An 18,218-nucleotide genomic window follows, 5' to 3' on the forward strand; every position below is an offset into this window, starting at 1 on the left:
ATGCCCAAAGGAACGATTGTTAATGGGGAAGTCGTTTTGGGGAGTACAAAGAAAGTCTTAATGTCTGGTTGGGTTGGAGTCAGCTATGCTTTAAAGAAGAAATTAAAGCTTAAAGAACCAACCAAAGAGTTTGGTGTTTATCTTTCATATTCGCCGAAGAAGTATACACCGGTTAAGCGGCCTGCCTATACTTTACCGTATGGCAACAACATCCTTTATTCCGGTGGTGTGAGCACCTTTAAGGATAGAGCCGTTAAATATTATCATGACTCATCGTTTACTAGTAATGCTTTAAGAATTACGTCAGATGGATATCTGGAGTTTTATAAATATGATCATACCCCTTTGGGCGACGGAGGACTTGAGTGGAATTACGTACAAAAGCCAACAAGTTATGTCAAAATTAATTATGTGCTTAATAGGGGGGCAAAAAAATACTTATATTTTCAACGAAAACTTTCAGGAGTTAAGGCAACTCGTTTAAGTGGCGGTAGATATCGTTATCGTTTAACAATCAACAATCTGCATACCCCATACAAATACACTGGTAAATTATATGATATGGTCGCCAGTTTTTATACGGTTGGAGGTGCTAAGTATTTCGAAGCCCCTGCACAATCAAATAATTATGGTGCTGATTAAACCCTAATAGTTGTCTGCTTTTTGTTTATGAAAAAATCCCATAATCGCTAATGCTAGTTAGTATCAATTCCGGACTATTAGTGGTGATCAGTGCCAAAAACACTTCCCAAATCTGTTCAGCTTGTGGAAATCATGATGGGTCTAAGCCCTTAACAATTCGAGAATGGACGTGTCATAAGTGCCAAACCCATCATAATCGGGATATTAATGCGGCAGTTAATATCCTTAAGCGCGGATTAAAAGCTACTGGTTAGGAACTAGCCATGGTAAAAGAGTGACGTTCTGTAAGTTAGGGTTTCGGCATACCGATGTAACAGCCTAAATACCACTACGTGTTTCCAGAAGCGCGATCATTTATGGCCGAGTAGTTTACACAATATAAATAATAAGATTATTAAAAGGAGAACCATTGGATGAACAAAAGAATCGTACAATTCTTATCTATTGGCTTATTAACGTTGGGAATCAGCACGTTCCAGCCGATAATTTCTCATGCTTGGACAGCTATAAATAAGTATACTTGGACTTCTGGAAAGGCTGATGCTGCAATTTATTATACTAACACAAATAAGAATGCATATATTTGGAACTCCCGCTTCAACAAAAAACTGCATAATCTAAAAAATTATCCATATACTACTTGGTATGTCAGTCGTTCATTTGTCCATAATAATAAAGTCTACTACTCAATTAGTAATGGCAATAAAGTTAGAGGAGTTGTTTGGCACGGTTATGTAACGCCAGCTGTTGTTAAAAATCTTAATAGTTTTAATAGCAATAGTGATTATCTTAGCTACTTAAATACTGACAAATCTCAAAAGCTTTCGCGGGCCTTGTTAAAATTAATTCCTAACGCAAATGTGAGTCTTAATTTATCTAAGCAGGCTGCCATGAACAAAATTACAGATTATCAAAATGTAATTAATTTGGGGACTGTGAGTGGTACTGTGACTGAGGGCGCAATCACTCACAAAACAATTATTCATGATTTCTTGATGGCTTCCAATACAACTAATACTGCTAAAGCAAAAACTACTGGGAAAATGCTGGCGGCAAAGGGCTACACAAGTGATAAATTAGCTTCACTGATGAACCAAGGCTATCAAGTTGGTATTTACGTCAATGACGGTGCTGCAACTTCAGTTGGCAAATCTGGATATCCCAGCACTATTAGTTTTAAATCGTCAGTTCAAAATAACATGGCATTTGTAGTTGCAAAGCCAAAATAGCTACTACAAAAGTAGGTAAATTAAGGTTAAACCCGAATTTACCTGCTTTTATGTTAAATCTTTGCTCTATCAACCCGAATTATTTGGCAAATTATCGACAGACTTTTTGCAATTTTAGCGGACCATTAACCTTGATATTAAAGCTATAAAATAATCAATAATTTTTGAATTTTACAAACCATAATTTTGCTACAATAGATCTTGGAACTGGGTATAGGAAATGCATTATTTTTAGAAAGGAAATCTTATATGAAAAAACTTAAATTAATACTAATTCTGCTTACAACAATCGGCAGTTTTGCCTTTCTCGCAGTCGGTAACGTTAAAGCTACTTCAATCCCATCTAATTATTCATTCGACTATCAAAAAGCTGGGGCAGTACCTTATAAAGCCAAATCCGCCTCACAGTCGGCCTACTTATGGAACTATCGTCACACTAAACGGCTTCACAATATTAAAAATTATCCCAATTCAAATTGGTATGTTTTTTACGCAAAAGTCAAAAAATATAATAACAAGCGGGTAGTTTACTATTATGTTGGTGCCAGTGCTAATTTCAAAATTAAAGGTTGGATTTGGAGTGGCTATCTTACCCGTTTACTAGCTAAGTCACCTGCAGATTTTAAAACAGAATCAACATTTATCAACTATGTTAAAACGGATCGATCACAAAGATTAGCCAGAGCAATTCTAAAATTATTCCCTAATACACAACTTAAACTTGATTTGTCCAAAGCCGCAGTCACAAGTGCAAATTGGAAACCCACTTTAGATCCAAATTATATCAACTATATCAACGTGAATGATTTAAAACCTACCGGATCAACCCAAGTCGGCAGCGACATTATGTGGTATTTAAGTAAAACTGCCGGAAAACCTATCACCCAAAGAGTTAACTATGTGAAGCGTATTTTAAATGAGAATGGCTACACAGACGAAAAGCGGAAGAGTATGGATAATTATTATATCGGAATTGCTTCTTTTGACGGCGCTCAGGATAGTCCCCAATCGTACTTCACCACACCTTATCCATCCACTTGGTTAGATGACAGTCAAAATAATAGTACCTTGATATACTTGGCCACTGCTAAATAGATATGTATATCTCAAAGAAAATGATTTACAAATTTCCAAAGTACTATCGTGTCTTTATTAATTATCATATTGAAGTTAAATTATCCTTTAGAGCTTTAACGAAACTGGTATGCAGGCTTAAACATTAAACTTTAAAAATGCAAAGAGTATCGAGAAAGGAAGAAAATTGTTTTGAAAAGGACAGCATGTTTAATTACGGTATTTAGTTTTGTCTTATTTATGGCCTTAACTTTTTCATCGAATAAGTTAGCTATGGCTAGAGAAATAGGGCTTCATAAAGTCAGCAGTAGTTATATAAACAAGATTGGGGAACGCAATCAGTATTATCGTTTAAATCAAAATACCAGGGTCAAATATGCAGGTAAGAAAGTTACTTTGCCTAAAGGGACGATTGTTAGCGGTACAATTGCTGAGAGCAGTACAGGTATAGGCAAAACTGGTAAAGTTTTAATGTCTGGATTGGTTGATATCAGCTATGCATTAAAAAAAAGAATAGGTGTTAAGGAGCCGACAAAGACTTTTAATGTTTACCTTCTATATTCGCCAAGTAGGTATACTCGGGTAAAGCGGCCAGCTTATACTTTACCCTTTGGCCGTAATGTGCTTTATTCTGGGGGCATAAGCGCTTTTAAAGAGCGAGCAGTCAAATATTATTACAATTTGTCGTTTACCAGCAATGCCTTGAGAATCACGTCAGATGGCTATTTGGAGTTTTATAAATATAACAAGAAGCCCTTGGGTGGTGGCGCACTTGAATGGAATTATACGCAAAAACCATCAAGCTACGCTAAAATTAGTCATACGCTTAATAAAGGATCAAAAAAGTATTTATATTTTCAAAAAAAGATTTCAGGTATTAAAGCAACTCGTCTAAACAATGGTAAATATCATTATCGCTTATCAATTAATAATCAGCACACGCCATACCAATATATCGGGAAATCGTACGATATGGTAGCCAGTTTCTACACCATAGGTGGCACTAATTATTTTGAGGCACCAGCAAGGTAAGCAATTCGGGTGATTAAATAATGGGGTTAGTATAAAACTTGAGACAACTTTTGAGAGCGTGTAGAATTATTTCCTATATAAGAAAGGGTTGTCTCATAATGTCAAAACGTTATCTTACTGAATTTAAACAAAATATTTTTTTGGTTAGCGATTTAACCCTTTTAGCAAGTGACCACGCTGACGCAAAGAATGCCACCGGCAATTATTCAAGAATGCCAGTAAAGCGTTCGATACAATATCTAAATTGAGGCGAATGTAACTTTGGGGAGGAAAAATAATAATGTCTAACAAATTAATTAAGTTTGTCGTCAGTTGCATCCTAACAATTGGCATTGGGATCACCATTCAAGCAAACACAGTTCACGCCAATGTTTTATTTGGTGACTGGACTAATTTTCGTGATTCATGGATGGACTACGGTATCAATCAAAAAACGGTTAAAGCTCACAATGCCTATATTTGGAATTTAAGCCATACCAAACGGATTCATAATTTAAATAACTATAAAAATACGACTTGGTATACGATGATGGCCTTTACCCGAACCAAAAGTAACAAAGGACCCATTTATTATAAAATTTCTAACGGCACTAATATCACCGGGGTCGTTTACAACAAGTACCTCACCAAATATTACGCTGAAGAGCCCAAAACTTTCCAAACAGATGATCAATACCTGCACTATCTGAAAACAGCCCCCTCACAAAAGTTAGCGCGCGGTGTGATGCGTTTGTTTCCCAATAGTCACGTTAGTCTAAAGCTTTCACAGATTGCTTCAGATCAGTATGACTCGGGAAACGAAACCTTAGTAAACGCCGACTATACCGATGTTCAAACCACTCTTTATCGAAACGCTTTTAGTGTTTTAGAAGCTTGGCAAACCAAGAAGACGGCTACTCAGCGAATTGCAATTTTTGAAAAATATTTAAATTCAATTGGTTATGACCAGGCTAAACGGGATTCGATGAGTGATTATCAACTAGGACTCTTTATTCGTGACGGCGTTGGTATCGGTCAGCCGTCAACTCAACTCCCAATTGAAAAAACAACCGATGACGCTGGTGCTTTGAGCTATCAAGTCCTGTTAGCTAAAGAAAAATAATGTTGATTCAATAGCTACCGATTGATCTGAGTCTTTATTAAGACGCTTAGTTGAAACGGATCTCGTAATTGAACTTCTGAATATAATAAAAAATAACAAGCCCTATGTAATTAGCGTATCAAAACTAATTACATAGGGCTTGTTAATCTGGATCCCAATACTTTAAATCTCCAACAAGGCCTTGATTAAAGTACTTTTAATTCCGTTAGAAAGCCGATTTCTTCACAGAATAAATGCATTGCGTATAGTCAGGACTGGTATGAAAGACTAATGTTGCATAAATATAATCAGCAGAAGTTCCACCATCTGGGTGACTAATACTGCCTTCACCCAACTGTGGTGCTTCAGTTTAAACGTTCGCCTGCTCTTCTTTAGAAAGAGATAGTGAAACCGTTATTCGATCCTTAAATGACTAATCGGTCTTTAAGATGTGTGGTGCCTCTTGTTGATTGTATCCGCCGCCAGTAATATAAACCATATTTCCGTTACTAAATTCAAGCCCTTGGTTTGAATTCCAAGGTAAATGTGCCGTAAATGGTTTATTGCTTACCAGAGCACCATTCGACTTGTATGATTTATGAAAGATGTCATCCGTGCCAGGTAGATATAACTTCGAATAGTTATACATACGATCTAACACTTTTTTGTTTAGTTTTATGATAATATTTGAAAGTTATTAAATTTAGTTAGCGTGTCAGTGACCATGCGTAGGTGCAGTAAGGGGGAAACTGGTATTTATTGAAAAATACATGTCGAAATTTGGAGGGTTACTTTTAATGTTCGTTCATAACTAGTACAATTTAGTAAGTAAAAGTAAACAAATCATCTTTTATAGGAGGCTGATAAAATTTTACGAGTCGATAATCTATCAATAAAAATGCGTCATCCAATTCTTAATGATTTTAGTTACCGATTTAAGCGTGGGCAAAGTTATTTGATCGTTGCTACTAACGGGACGGGGAAAACAACATTTTTCAGGACGCTTGTTAACTTGGTGAAAAAAGAACGAGGTGAGATTAGTTTTGATAACCAACCTTTTGATCAAAATAAACACCAGGTTTTCTTTTATGAGTCGCCGGATTGGCTCGATGGTAATTTGTCTGGGTTAGATTATCTTAAATTTGTTAAGCATCAGTGGCGTTCTACGCAGAATATCAATGATGTTATTACATATTGGGGTATGGGTGATTATATTAAGGTTCCGATTAAAAAGTATTCATTGGGCATGAAGCAGCGGGTGCTGATTGCGATGTATTTTATTAGTGATGCAGCTTATTTCATCATGGACGAAATAAGTAATGGACTTGATGAGGACAGTCGGAAACTTCTCTATGAAAAGTTACGAGCGGTTACCAAGCAGGAGAAGAAGTGTATTCTTGTTTCTTCTCATTATCGTTCGGATATGACACCAATTGTGGATCATGTCCTTGAGTTGAAAGATCGAGTTATGAGAGAGGTGAGTTAAATGAATTACGCTTCCTTTCTTCTACGAAAAGTGATCAAGTCCAAACTTTTTATTGTCTCAGTGTCCATTATCATAGTTATCATAGTGGCGTGTTTAGCACTTAACCTTCGAAACAAAGATGATCAAACGTTGGCTTCCAATTCGAAAGATCAAATAACATTTGACACTCGACAGATAAAGCGGAGTGCGTTTGATAAGACAAAAGCTAATCGGGACAATATAAAGCTGACTCAAAAAGATCGTCAAATGAATCGCCGTATTCAAAAAATGACAAAAATAAAGAAGTGGCGTTCGGCCTATCGTTCACAAATTGCTTACAATAATTGGCAGCTTCAATCCGAAAATAATAGTAGAGTTGTTGATCGTTCACTTGTTAATCTTTGGATGAGTGAAATTTATCGGTGCCACTACCTTTATAAGTTAAATTTGCCGGAACAATCAAGAAGCAGTCCGACGACCGGTATTTCATTTGCCATGTTTGTCGATCAAATGATTTCGTCGGTATTAATTCCATTACTCATCATTTTTAATTTTGGCTTACTGTACACAAGGCGCTTTGGTCATAACGTAGATAAAGATCGACTTTTGCCAATGAGCATTAAACAGAGTGAGTGGCATAACTTATCAGTTGGCTATACAGTTGCGGGCCTGTTTGTATTGATTGCAGTGGTAACGAGTTTACTGGCTGCATCGCTTATTTCCGGTTTTGGAAATTGGCGTTACCCGATTGCATTCTACACGCCAAAGCTTCCGTTTAACATCTACGTTTCCCAAGGTTCTTTGGTGTTGCCAACACTTATACTTCGAATCTTGAGTGCTTGTTTTATCGTGACGTGTGTTTATTGTATTGCTACGTTAACTAAACAGGTATTATCAACTGTTTTAATCAGTACGTTGATGTTAATTGGAACGAGTTTGGTCACACCGGATCTAAAGCTGCTGGCCAAGGTAGGGCAGTATTTACCAACGAGTTATTTTAATGGTGTTAATGTTACTTCTGGGCAGCTGGCTTACGAAACCAGGAATATTCAGTTTAGTTATATTCATGGAGTTGTGACGCTGTTTATCTGGATAGTTGTCTTGATGGTTATCTCTTACGTTATCCAAAGAATCCGGCAACGCTACTATGATAATGGCATAGCTGGAATTTCTGAAAATTAGATATTATGTAAAATGTATACATGTCCACATGTATATTTGTATACATTTTTACATGTGGATAAGTAGAAATAGGGAAATTGGGAATTTTCCCTATTTTTAATAAATTTTTTTGCGATTTATAGAGACATAAATTTAAATAAATTGATTTAATCACAAGATAATCTGGCTCAGATCTTATTCAAAATAATGGTTTTCATAAAAAATTCATTGAATATTCACAGAATCTTCAATTATTGATTATATTCCATGTACTGCAAGGCTTTATAGAAGGTTAGGCAAATTTTGAAACGTTGACGAGTATGGGATCGCATGATAGATTAAATCAGTCGACACATAACTGATGTACATCAGAATCTATAAACACGAAGGAAATCTATATGTTAAAAAATCGGTTGCTCTCTTAGCGGTTACTTTAACATTTGGAGCGTCAACAATTGTGCCCACAACTTTAGTTTCTGCGGATTCGATTACTAATAATTCAATTTCTCAGGAAAATGATAGTGCGAAACCGGCGTCTGCAGAAGTAAATAATGGTGCACTGGATAATTCACAATTGTCCACCTTACAGAAACAAAAATTGTAACAGGAAATTGCCAAACGTATGACAACGACAACTAACAGTGATGGAGATACGGTGAGGTCCATCAGTGACTCTGATATGCTAGATGCTGTTAATCAAGTTGATCCTAGTCTTGCTAATCAACTTCAGGTTTCGATGGGCTCTGTTGCTAATGGTACAAAAGAAGTTTCAAAAATAGTTTGGCATGGAAACTTTGATATTTATTTAAGTGCCGGTGTGCTTAATTTTGCTAAGAAAGTTGGCATTAATCTTGCGTTAACTGGATTATTGGCTCCTTTAGCTGCCATTCCTGGAGCTGAAGCTACCGCTGCAGTTTTTGCTGTTAAGCAGTTACTGTCTGGATAGGTTGTTCATGAAAATCATTTTAGCGATGGACGAATTTTGCATTTTAAAGGATTTGATTACAAAAATTGGGAAAGACAATAAAGCAACATAAGTGGTTGTATGCCTTGGATATTTTGAGTATTTTAATTGCATATTTTTTTTCTATCTTTTTGGATAATTCGTTAGAAAAAAGGTTAGTAATTTTTATATTAGCTGGAGGATCTTTACTGATTTCGATACACTTTATGGCGTATTTATTTATCAGAGATCGAAAAAGGCAAGCAGATTCGAGACTTGGAAAGCAAATAGCATTGATTTGTGATGCCTTGTTTACGTTTATTTTATTTTCATTTCAATCTGTAAAGCTTCCTGGATATCTGGAGACTTTCTGGACGGTTAGTTATCTTATTTGCATAGGCAGCTTTTTTATAGCTATTTATTTACTTTTTCGTTTATTGGATAATCTACTGGTTTGAGCATTATTTTTTTTAAAAATAGTGTTTTAAAGATGAAAATTTAATCTCGATAAAGGTCCCCCTTTTAAACATTTGATGTTAAATACAATCATAAAAAATATTTTTGGTATGGAATGGGCTTATACTATTCTAACCTTTCGTTACGTTTGTTGGTAAAATCAGAAATATTCAAAATAATTGAGGAGCTTCCAAAAAGTTTTTTACTTTTGGGGGCTCCTCAATTTCTTTTTTGATGTTGCAAGAAGAAACAGCATCACTTTTGCATTTTACTAATCCGCTGGTTTAAACGAATGGTGATGGCAAGTGTTATGATAAGAAATAATCCCGTAAGGATATAAATATAAACATCGGGCATAGGGATGACAATTAAAATGACAAAAACGGCAGTGATATACGCAATTAAACCGACATATTTTCCTGCTAATAGAGATTCTTTGGTATAAGGTTTTCTTGCCGTATTGTTTCCTGCTATTAAGAACAGTAAATGACCTTGCCTAAATATGAAACCTAATACAAACGGCAAAATTGCCCACAGCATATTCCACGAAAGCATAATTTTCTCTCCTTGTCTTTAATGCTTGCCGGTCAACACTCTATAACTAAATTATATACGAATAATTAATTAGTTACAATTAACTTAATAACCCGTTTTATTGGATTACAGACATATCTGTAAGCAAAACGATGGTGGGCATTGAAAGTTGAGTCAGCCTGATTTTCATTAATAATTGAGATGGACTCTTACCATTCGACATGGATCAAATAGTAATATTAGTGAGCGTACGTGGTAAGGAGCCATTCATCTCGCAAGATACCGTATTTTACCGAATCATAATAGTGTCCTTGCCAATATCGGACTTGACGAATGCGGCCTTCCAATTTCATACCGATGTGTTCGCCCAATGCCATCATACGTTTATTTCCCGACCATGTCGTGAAACCGATGTGTGGTAAATCGGTTACATCGTTGAATAAATGGCTTAACCAAAGTTTGAGAGCAGTCGTCCCAATATGGTTGCCCCAAAGTGCCGAAGTGTAGATAGTAATGCCCACTTCCAACCAACGTTTAATCTGACCATCATCAAAATAAGCAGAAAGCGCGCCAACAATTTGATGATTAAATATAATTACCCAGCGGTAAGGATTATTAAGCCACTCGTTGGGGCCCACAGTTGTTAGAAAGGCTTTTCTTGAAGGCAATTGATCGTGAAAATAAGGACCATTCCATTTTGTCCATTCTGCGTTTGGATTGCTAAAAGCCAGCTGCCAGAATTCAGCTAATTCGGTTCGCTTAAGGGGCCGAATCTCAATTTTATTTTGGGGCATGGTGGTCACCTTCCTGATTGAAGAATTAAGATTGTGCTTTTAAAACATAGTAAACCAAATTTACGAACGAAACGCAATTCCAAATAAGGGATCCCCCGTAAATTTTTTGATTTTACTTGCGTCTATGGGCAAGCTGGCCAATCTGCAGTAAACTTCTAGTAATAGATATAGAGGGAGTTGATTTATTTGGCACAAAAAGTCTGGTTTATTACCGGGACTTCAAGCGGTTTTGGTAAAAGTTTGGTTGAAGAGTTGATTGATCAAAATGAGCTGGTAGTTGCGACTGCCCGGGATACCCAAAAGATTGCTCAATGGGAAAATGATCCCAATGTTTTGGTTGCCCAGCTGGATGTAACTAAGGAAGCCTCTATTCAAAAGGCAGTGGCTGAAACTGTATCAAAATGGGGGCGCATTGATAATCTGGTAAATAATGCCGGCTGGGGATATTTTGGTTCTGTTGAGGAATCTAAAGAAGCCGACGTGCGACAAATGATGGAAACCAATTTCTGGGGAACTGCTGCCGTTACAAACGCGGTTTTACCATTAATGCGGAGTCGCCGCAGTGGTTATATTTTTAATATTACTTCAATGGCTGGAATAACCGGTGTTCCGGGTTTTGGCTATTACTGTGCTACCAAGCACGCGGTTGAAGGGCTGATGAAAACATTAAGTCAGGAAGTAGCACCCCTGGGAATTAAGGTAACCAATGTTGAACCGGGGCCCTTTAGAACTGACTGGGCCGGCCGTTCTCACAAAGCAGCTGCCCGCAATATCAAGGACTATGATCAAACGGCTCACGCAAACGATGCGCAGATTGAGGCAAAGTCCGGGAAACAAATCGGTTCACCTGAACTGTTGGCAAAAGGAATTGTTAAATTAAGCCGAACGGAAAATCCACCACTTCATTTCTTGGCCGGCGAAAAGTCGGTAACACGGGCATTGACTGAAATTGCCAATCAAAAGCATGATTTTGAAACATGGCAGCAGCTGTCCGCCAGTTTGGATTATGGACACGAAAGTGATTGGCAGTAAGTGAGATATATTTTTGATGTACGTGATGGGTGTATTCAGGAAGTAACCCTGTCACGTATTTTTTATGAAGAAAACATTCAAGGGTGTGAGAAGTTATGAGAAAGAGAAATTGGTTCAATATTGTGATTATATTTGGAATAGCTTCGTTAATAGTGATTGGTTTACCATTGCTGGTATTGCCATTTAAGCACATGCTTCAATCAGCGAATGGGGTTTGGCTAATCTGTGTACAGGAAATTTTGACCGTTGGAATTGCCTTCTTAGTTAATAAATACTATGTTAGACAACCCGTTTTTTACCGATTTTCCGCTTCAATAAGAAGTCTTATTTTTGTTGCCAGTCCCGTTTTAATTGTGCTCTTCATCGATATTTTATCAATGGAGCTTATTTCCAACCTGTCTTCCAAACTTTGGGGAGAGTTGATAATGACACTGATTAGTACAACGTTAATTGGTATTTCCGAAGAATATCTTTTCAGAGGTCTTATATTTCCCCAAGTACTGAAGGCAATTGGTACTTGGACGCATAAGGATCTTTACGCGGCGATCAGCGTCTCCAGTTTGCTGTTTGCCTGTATCCATGTTTTAAATTTGTCCAACCAGGATTTAACAGCAACCGTTATTCAAATGATCAATGCCTTCTCACTTGGTTGTTTGTTCTGTGCCCTTTACATTCGATCAGGGTCACTTTTATTGCCAATTATTTTCCACAGTCTTTGGGATTTCAACGTGATTGAATTAGATGGCATATTTTTAGCCCCGAGTTCGATTTTTGGGACAATCATCTTTAATGTCGTTGTATTGGCAATCACGGCGTATGATTTGCGGAATTGGCAGTTGAGTAAACAGGATAATTGGATTGAAAAACTAGCGGCTGTTAAGGGTTGAAGAGTTAGTTGTTTTTGATGTGATAGGGTTTAATATCTTTAGCGAATTGTTTTAGCAGTGCGTTTCGGTACTGTTTGGGACCTGATGAGTGTTTAACATGTTGCCAGAGGATTGCCGCTACTTTTAACTTCTTTGAGAATTCCTTACTTTTTGGACTTTGACAAAAATCATGAACAAAATGGTTCCACTGGTAAGTTTGTTCTTCAGGCGTTTTTGAAGCTAGTTGATCCGGTGTTGGGTTGGTTATTAATCGAACGAGATCACCGATTGTCACAGTTAAATCGTGCTTGGCTTCAGCTCGGCGTTTAGTAATAGCCATATTTTTAGTAAACGAAAATTTTCCCACGTTGAAGTAGGTTTTAAAAAATATTCTGGCCTCATTGTTAAAAGAGAAGCCTGAGTCAACCAACGGTGTGTTCAAGTGAATATCTGCCGCTTTAAGTGCTTTTCTTTTGGCTGATTTACGTACCGGTTTAATTTGATTAACGGGAATACCGGATAAAAAGCAATCCAGATAATGATTCAACTCAGCTTTGGTTCCTTGGGTTGGTAGCCCGTGTTCTCGACAGAGTTCAATGAGTTCGGCTTTGTAAAAGTAGGCTTCTTTAAACGTCTTTTTGGTGAGTTGGGTCATACGATCATCTTTTCCTTGAATATTTGGTTACATTAATTATACGCTTTTGTCTAAAAGGGACATGCGGTTATTTTCTTATGAAATTTGTTAGGAAAAGACGTCTTGCCCCATTATTTTGATAATCAATAACCCCCAAAGAGGTGGTGAGGTTAGGGTATACCTCAACTTCATCACCTCTTTGGGGGTTTTGAAATTAATTATAACTAATTGGCCCGTGTTAAACTCACAGTTAAGACATTATCTTTAGTAGTATTGTAACTTGCCAAAATTCCATTAACGACATCGGCTGCCGGTCCATGGGTGGCAGTTGACCGATGATACGTGTTAATCCAAGTTCCAAGTGCGTCAAGTCCAAATTCGAAGCCCTCAAAGACCTGCATGTAGGTTGAAGATTGAGGAGCCGGTGTTACAATCGTGATTTTTTGAACGCGTTGGTTTTGAATGATCATCGTTAGGTTGATTTCATTGGTATCAAAGAAATTGATCTCACCGTCATTAGTACTGGTTGGAAGCTTATAATCACCGAGCCGCATATTCTCATTATAGACCCGGGAAACATAAGCGTAGGTGCCAAGATCGTTTGTACCTAATTCTTGAGTCATTTCATCGTCCCCTTTTTGCCAATATTATATCGGCTTTTGGCGTTATCAGGGGACAAATTGCCTGCTATTCGAATTCTTCGTAGACGTTTGGATCCTGACCGTCAATTCGACCGTCTTGTTTGTTGAGACCGTTAATTTCATGAATTTCATCGGTTGTTAATTCAAAATCAAAAACGTCTAGATTAGCTCGTTGATGGTTTAAGTTGGTTGACTTTGGAATTGGAACAATGCCACGTTGAATATGCCATCGTAAAATAATCTGACCGACATTTTTATGATATTTTTCGGCCAATTTCTGAATGATTGGCTCTTTAAGCGCAGCGCTGCCCCGACCCAGGGGACTCCATGCCTCGGTTACAATGCCGCGTTTGCGGTCCTCTTCAAGCATGCGTTCCTGAACCCAGTAGGGTGAACTTCGATTTGATTGACCGCTGGGGTAACCCCGGTTTCTTTAATAACGCGATCCAAATGCTCGGGTTCAAAATTGGAAACACCGATTGAGCGGATTAAGCCGCGCTTTTTAGCATCAATCATGGCTTGAAAGGCTTCGACGTAATGATCACGTTTCGGCAATGGCCAATGAATGACGTAAAGGTCAAGGTAGTCGACACCTAAACGGTAAATCGACTCTTGGATAGCTTTAGTTGCTTCATCATATTGATGATATTTGCCGGGAAGTTTGGAAGTCACGATAAATTGCGAACGGGGGATTCCCGATTTTCGAATGGCTTCGCCGACAACGCCTTCGTTATCGTAGTTAGTAGCGGTATCCAAAGCCCGGTAACCGTCTTTAATAGCTGCCAGGATTTGTTGGACGCCTTCACCACCCCGGATTTGATAAGTTCCTAATCCAAGGGCGGGTAATTTGTAGCCATCGTTTAACGTTACGTCTGGAATCTTAATCATAAAGTAAATGCCTCCTAATTGTTTTGGTGCGGATCATTTGATTTATCCGGTTTGTCTTTTACTTGATTATTCTTAGGTGGGGTAGCTGTTTTTCTGACGGTCAGGTACCAGCCAACCTGCATCGATTGATTGGGATTAATATACTCGGCGCTTAAATGGTAATATTTGGCATATGGGCTTTGATCTTCAATCAGGTGTTTAACGGTTAATGCGTCTGATCGACTGTCAAAACGCAGTTCGCTGTTGGTGCTGTAATCACTGTGCTTGCTGGGATCGCTATATGCTTTGTTAAAAAAGTCCAGGAACTGTTCGGATTTATTCACGATTGATCACGTCCCTCCTCTATACCTACCATTGTACTCAACAATTCAATTGAATGCGATGGATAGGCCGGGATTCTTTAATTTGCATTCTTTTTTGGGTGAAATTCCTTTTAAAAAGTCTTTTCCTTGACTAAAATTAAATTGTTATCGCTTTTAATTAAGTTTAAAATTTAAGTATGCTCATTAACTTACTTTTATGATAGGGGGCGGGTGATGATGGAACGACATAGAAAGGGCCTGTTGCTGGTTAATTTGGGGTCACCGGCTTCGCCATTAAACAAAGATGTCAAAGCGTATCTACAGGAGTTTCTGAGTGACCAGCACGTCGTTGAACTGCCAAAATGGTTCTGGCAGCCACTACTTCGGGGAATTATTTTACCAGCCCGGACTTGGCGGTCAGCTACCTTTTATCAGCATATGTGGCGGCCGGATGGATCACCGCTGGTTATTTACACAAAGCTGATGTGTGAAAAGGTTCAAAAACGATTGGCGAATTGGGATGTCCGCTACGCAATGACTTATGGTCAACCGGATATAAGCGAACAATTACACAGGATGAAAGCTGCGGGCGATCAGTCAATTATTGTTTTACCGTTATTTCCTCAATATACCAAGAGTACCCATGGGGGGATTATTCAACAGGTTCAAGACTCGGGTGTTAAGACAACGGTGATTCACCATTTTTACCAATATCCACAATATCAGAAAATGTTGGCCCAACAGGTGGATCGTTGTTACCGACAAAAAGATTATGACGCGGTGATTTTCAGTTATCACGGCATTCCAACTGCCATGGTCAAACACGGGGACCCTTATTTAAAAGAGTGCCATGAAACTACTGCCGGCGTCATTAAGTATTTGCAGTTGCCGCATGAAAAGGTAAAAATGGCTTTTCAATCCAAGTTCGGTCCAATGCCCTGGCTGAAACCGTATCTGAAAAATACATTGATGCAATTGGCGGCAATGGGAAAACGAAACGTTTTGATTGTGACGCCTTCGTTTGTCGAAGATTGTTTGGAAACGATCGAAGAAAATGACGTTCAAAACTATCAAACATTTCGAGCTAGCGGTGGCCGAATTTTTGATTCCGTACCGCCAATGAACGCGAGTGACCGATTTTGTGATTTTCTGGCGACTATCAGTGTTGACCAGTTAAAAGAAGGGAAGCGGTTTGATGAATGAACCGGGTAAGAAAAGCCTTGATGAAATCAATCAAAGCGTTGAAGTTCCCAGCGTTTATGAAACCTCTTTCTTGCAAAAGTTTTTAGCCTATAGTGGTCCCGGAGCCCTGGTTGCGGTTGGTTATATGGATCCGGGTAACTGGCTGACGTCGTTATCCGGTGGCGGCCAGTACCGTTATAAACTGCTATCGGTATTATTGTTATCAATTTTAGTCGCGGTGTTTATGCAGACACTGGCAATTAAGCTGGGAGTTGTGACTAGACAAGATTTAGCCCAGGCAATTGCGGTAAAGGTGCCGAAAATAGTTCGTTATAGTTTGTGGCTGATTAACGAAGTTGCGATGATGGCCACAGATATGACAGGGGTTGTCGGAACAGCGATTGCCTTGAAACTGTTATTTGGACTGCCATTGATTTATGGTATTTTACTGACAATCTTGGATGTCCTAATGGTCTTGCTGTTTTTGCGATTTGGCATTCGGCGGATTGAGTTTATTGTATTGGCGGCGATTATGACAGTTGGGGTTATTTTTGGGATTGAAGTTTTTCGGGCACACCCGGTATTTGCCAGTATTTTAAATGGCCTTATCCCAAATTCACAACTTTTAATGAATCATCGCGAGCTGGTCTTAAGCCTTGGAATTGTTGGTGCGACAATTATGCCCCATAACGTTTATCTGCATTCGTCGTTGGCGCAAAGCCGCCGTTACGATTATCATAATCCCAAACAGGTTAACGAAGCGCTAAGATTTGCCAAATGGGATTCCAACGTTCATTTGGGAGCTGCTTTTTTAATTAATGCGTTGCTGCTGATTCTGGGCGGGTCGCTGTTTTTTAATAAGGGTAATCAATTAACCGCCTTTCGAGATGTCTATGAAGGCCTTAAGAATTCGGCGATTGTCGGGACGTTGGCCAGTCCGCTGATGAGTACCCTGTTTGCGTTTGCATTACTTATTACAGGGTTGATTTCATCGATTACCAGTACCTTGGCGGGCCAAATTGTGATGGAAGGTTATTTAAATATTCGGCTGCCACTTTGGGAACGTCGACTGTTAACCCGGTTTGTAACACTGATTCCGATTTTAATAATCGGATTTATCGTTGGGTTTAATGAGCAAACGTTTGAAGCAATGATTGTGTTTGCGCAAATTGCTTTATCAATTGCACTGCCGTTTACGCTGTATCCAATGGTTGCTTTGACCAGCAGTCGAAAATTAATGGGCCGCCATGTTAATTCAACCGGGACGATGATCTTGGGATATGGTTTAACGACTATCATTACTATTTTGAACGTTGTGTTCATGATTAATATTTAATGAAGTAAAAATTTTGATGTAATGGGGGAAACTGTTTTTGAAAATCTTGGGTATTTTAGGTGCCCACCGTCGAGACGGAATTACTGCAAAAATGCTGGCAACAGTTTTGGCTGGAGTTGAGGCGCCTAATCAAACAGAATTGATTTATTTGGAAGACTATTCATTTAAACCTGATCAAATCGATCAAAAAGATCCGGTCTTGGACGAGTTGGAACAAAAGCTGCTGAAAAGTGATGTTTGGGTATTGGCAGCCCCAACTTATTGGGGTGGCTTGGCCGGTAAAATGAAGGATTTTTTTGACTGCATGCGTGAACGCCTGGTTCGAATTGATCACTTGGGTGGCACACACCCTGACCGGTTCAAGGATAAGCATTATTTAAGCATAACGGATTGTTACACCGGTACGTTTGAAAATTGGGTAACCGGGGTTACGGATCAGAGCTTTCGTGCAATTGACAAAGTGATGTCGGCAGCCGGCGTTATTAAAGTACACGAATTAGTACTGACAAATACTTATGGCATGACAGAACTGCCGGCAGCTAAAAAACAGCTTTGTCTTAAATGGGGCAAGCGCTTAAATATAGTTAAGAAACGAGATGATAGTACCGTGAAAAGATATATTGAATTATTTTTTATGATCGCACTAATGGCATTGCTTACGATGGGGATTCAATTCGGCTTTCATTTGGTTCCCCGGGGTGGATTTTGGCTGAGTTACGGCTCTTTTGTCTTAATTTTTTATGTTTTGTTGGCATCAATTCTGCACTTTTTCACGGTGGTTAAACATCGACGTCGATAGACCAGAATTTATGATTATTTAAATCTGATTTTCAATCGATGCAGTTCGGTGCCTTGTAAGGTGAAGTAAGCGGCTTATATATGGGAAGTCGGCTTAAAATAAGGTATGATGCTGATAACGATAGGTA

Annotated in this window: 19 protein-coding genes and 2 pseudogenes; 14 read left to right on the top strand and 7 right to left on the bottom strand. The window is 38.5% G+C overall.

The features are described 5' to 3' along the window. The 6 genes and pseudogenes from JCM14108_RS04935 to JCM14108_RS04955 form a co-directional block, all read left to right on the top strand. Positions 1-642: hypothetical protein (locus JCM14108_RS04935; RefSeq protein WP_035178873.1), on the top strand; the 642-nt coding region annotated here is incomplete at its 5' end. Positions 643-719: 77 nt separating this feature from the next. Next, a pseudogene (locus JCM14108_RS14295) lies at positions 720-896 on the top strand (zinc ribbon domain-containing protein); the annotation flags it as partial. Between the two features lie 159 nt (positions 897-1,055). Continuing rightward, a complete protein-coding gene (locus tag JCM14108_RS04940; protein WP_035178875.1) occupies positions 1,056-1,871 on the top strand; it encodes a hypothetical protein in 816 nt (271 codons plus the stop codon). A 249-nt stretch (positions 1,872-2,120) separates the two neighbouring features. Beyond that, complete coding sequence (locus JCM14108_RS04945) at positions 2,121-2,966, top strand: hypothetical protein (RefSeq protein ID WP_035178878.1); 846 nt, start codon at positions 2,121-2,123, stop codon at positions 2,964-2,966. 171 nt (positions 2,967-3,137) lie between these two features. Beyond that, positions 3,138-3,977: a hypothetical protein gene (locus JCM14108_RS04950; RefSeq protein WP_035178882.1), complete on the top strand. Its 840-nt coding sequence runs from the start codon at positions 3,138-3,140 to the stop codon at positions 3,975-3,977. Positions 3,978-4,257: 280 nt separating this feature from the next. Continuing rightward, a complete protein-coding gene (locus tag JCM14108_RS04955) occupies positions 4,258-5,079 on the top strand; it encodes a hypothetical protein (RefSeq protein WP_035178885.1) in 822 nt (273 codons plus the stop codon). Positions 5,080-5,491: 412 nt separating this feature from the next. Here the strand turns inward: JCM14108_RS04955 and JCM14108_RS04960 are convergent, their stop codons facing one another. Then, positions 5,492-5,707, bottom strand: a complete 216-nt coding sequence (locus JCM14108_RS04960) for a hypothetical protein (RefSeq protein WP_035178886.1) — start codon at positions 5,705-5,707, stop codon at positions 5,492-5,494. Between the two features lie 249 nt (positions 5,708-5,956). On the opposite strand from JCM14108_RS04960, the gene JCM14108_RS04965 reads away from it, so the two are divergent. From JCM14108_RS04965 to JCM14108_RS04980, 3 genes are all read left to right on the top strand, one after another. After that, complete coding sequence (locus tag JCM14108_RS04965; protein ID WP_235807084.1) at positions 5,957-6,544, top strand: ATP-binding cassette domain-containing protein; 588 nt, start codon at positions 5,957-5,959, stop codon at positions 6,542-6,544. 129 nt (positions 6,545-6,673) lie between these two features. Next, on the top strand, positions 6,674-7,705 hold the full coding sequence (locus tag JCM14108_RS04970; protein ID WP_152536910.1) for a hypothetical protein: 1,032 nt from the start codon (positions 6,674-6,676) through the stop codon (positions 7,703-7,705). Between the two features lie 601 nt (positions 7,706-8,306). Then, positions 8,307-8,630 (top strand): hypothetical protein, encoded by a 324-nt coding sequence (locus tag JCM14108_RS04980; protein WP_035178894.1) that lies wholly within the window; start codon positions 8,307-8,309, stop codon positions 8,628-8,630. Between the two features lie 708 nt (positions 8,631-9,338). Here JCM14108_RS04980 and JCM14108_RS04990 read toward each other — a convergent pair. Beyond that, positions 9,339-9,638 carry a hypothetical protein gene (locus JCM14108_RS04990; RefSeq protein ID WP_235807085.1) on the bottom strand — a complete coding sequence of 100 codons (300 nt, stop codon included), beginning with the start codon at positions 9,636-9,638 and terminating at the stop codon, positions 9,339-9,341. A 218-nt stretch (positions 9,639-9,856) separates the two neighbouring features. Further along, on the bottom strand, positions 9,857-10,411 hold the full coding sequence (locus JCM14108_RS04995; RefSeq protein WP_035178900.1) for a GNAT family N-acetyltransferase: 555 nt from the start codon (positions 10,409-10,411) through the stop codon (positions 9,857-9,859). Between the two features lie 186 nt (positions 10,412-10,597). Here JCM14108_RS04995 and JCM14108_RS05000 point away from each other — a divergent pair, with 186 nt between their 5' ends. Together JCM14108_RS05000 and JCM14108_RS05005 are read left to right on the top strand one after the other, a co-directional pair. Then, positions 10,598-11,443, top strand: a complete 846-nt coding sequence (locus tag JCM14108_RS05000; protein ID WP_035178902.1) for an oxidoreductase — start codon at positions 10,598-10,600, stop codon at positions 11,441-11,443. A 95-nt stretch (positions 11,444-11,538) separates the two neighbouring features. Further along, positions 11,539-12,330 (top strand): CPBP family intramembrane glutamic endopeptidase, encoded by a 792-nt coding sequence (locus JCM14108_RS05005; protein ID WP_051996034.1) that lies wholly within the window; start codon positions 11,539-11,541, stop codon positions 12,328-12,330. Positions 12,331-12,334: 4 nt separating this feature from the next. Here the strand turns inward: JCM14108_RS05005 and JCM14108_RS05010 are convergent, their stop codons facing one another. The 4 genes and pseudogenes from JCM14108_RS05010 to JCM14108_RS05025 form a co-directional block, all read right to left on the bottom strand. Beyond that, the gene (locus tag JCM14108_RS05010; RefSeq protein WP_035178905.1) at positions 12,335-12,964 is read right to left on the bottom strand and encodes an SAP domain-containing protein; all 630 of its coding nucleotides are present in this window, start codon (positions 12,962-12,964) and stop codon (positions 12,335-12,337) included. Between the two features lie 203 nt (positions 12,965-13,167). Beyond that, positions 13,168-13,566, bottom strand: a complete 399-nt coding sequence (locus tag JCM14108_RS05015) for a hypothetical protein (protein WP_035178908.1) — start codon at positions 13,564-13,566, stop codon at positions 13,168-13,170. A 64-nt stretch (positions 13,567-13,630) separates the two neighbouring features. Further along, positions 13,631-14,472, bottom strand: a pseudogene (locus JCM14108_RS05020) (aldo/keto reductase). 14 nt (positions 14,473-14,486) lie between these two features. Next, positions 14,487-14,795 (bottom strand): hypothetical protein, encoded by a 309-nt coding sequence (locus JCM14108_RS05025; protein ID WP_035178910.1) that lies wholly within the window; start codon positions 14,793-14,795, stop codon positions 14,487-14,489. Between the two features lie 216 nt (positions 14,796-15,011). Between JCM14108_RS05025 and hemH the strand changes: the two genes are divergently transcribed. From hemH to JCM14108_RS05040, 3 genes are read left to right on the top strand one after another with little or no spacing between them, the layout of a single operon-like run. Continuing rightward, complete coding sequence (hemH, locus tag JCM14108_RS05030) at positions 15,012-15,977, top strand: ferrochelatase (protein ID WP_035178912.1); 966 nt, start codon at positions 15,012-15,014, stop codon at positions 15,975-15,977. Beyond that, positions 15,970-17,292: an Nramp family divalent metal transporter gene (locus JCM14108_RS05035; protein WP_035178914.1), complete on the top strand. Its 1,323-nt coding sequence runs from the start codon at positions 15,970-15,972 to the stop codon at positions 17,290-17,292. The genes hemH and JCM14108_RS05035 overlap by 8 nt, the downstream gene beginning before the upstream one ends. 37 nt (positions 17,293-17,329) lie before the next feature. After that, positions 17,330-18,091, top strand: a complete 762-nt coding sequence (locus JCM14108_RS05040; protein ID WP_035178916.1) for a flavodoxin family protein — start codon at positions 17,330-17,332, stop codon at positions 18,089-18,091. The last annotated feature ends 127 nt before the right edge of the window (positions 18,092-18,218 follow it).

The sequence above is a fragment of the Lentilactobacillus farraginis DSM 18382 = JCM 14108 genome (assembly GCF_000583655.1).
GTDB classification, from domain to species: domain Bacteria; phylum Bacillota; class Bacilli; order Lactobacillales; family Lactobacillaceae; genus Lentilactobacillus; species Lentilactobacillus farraginis.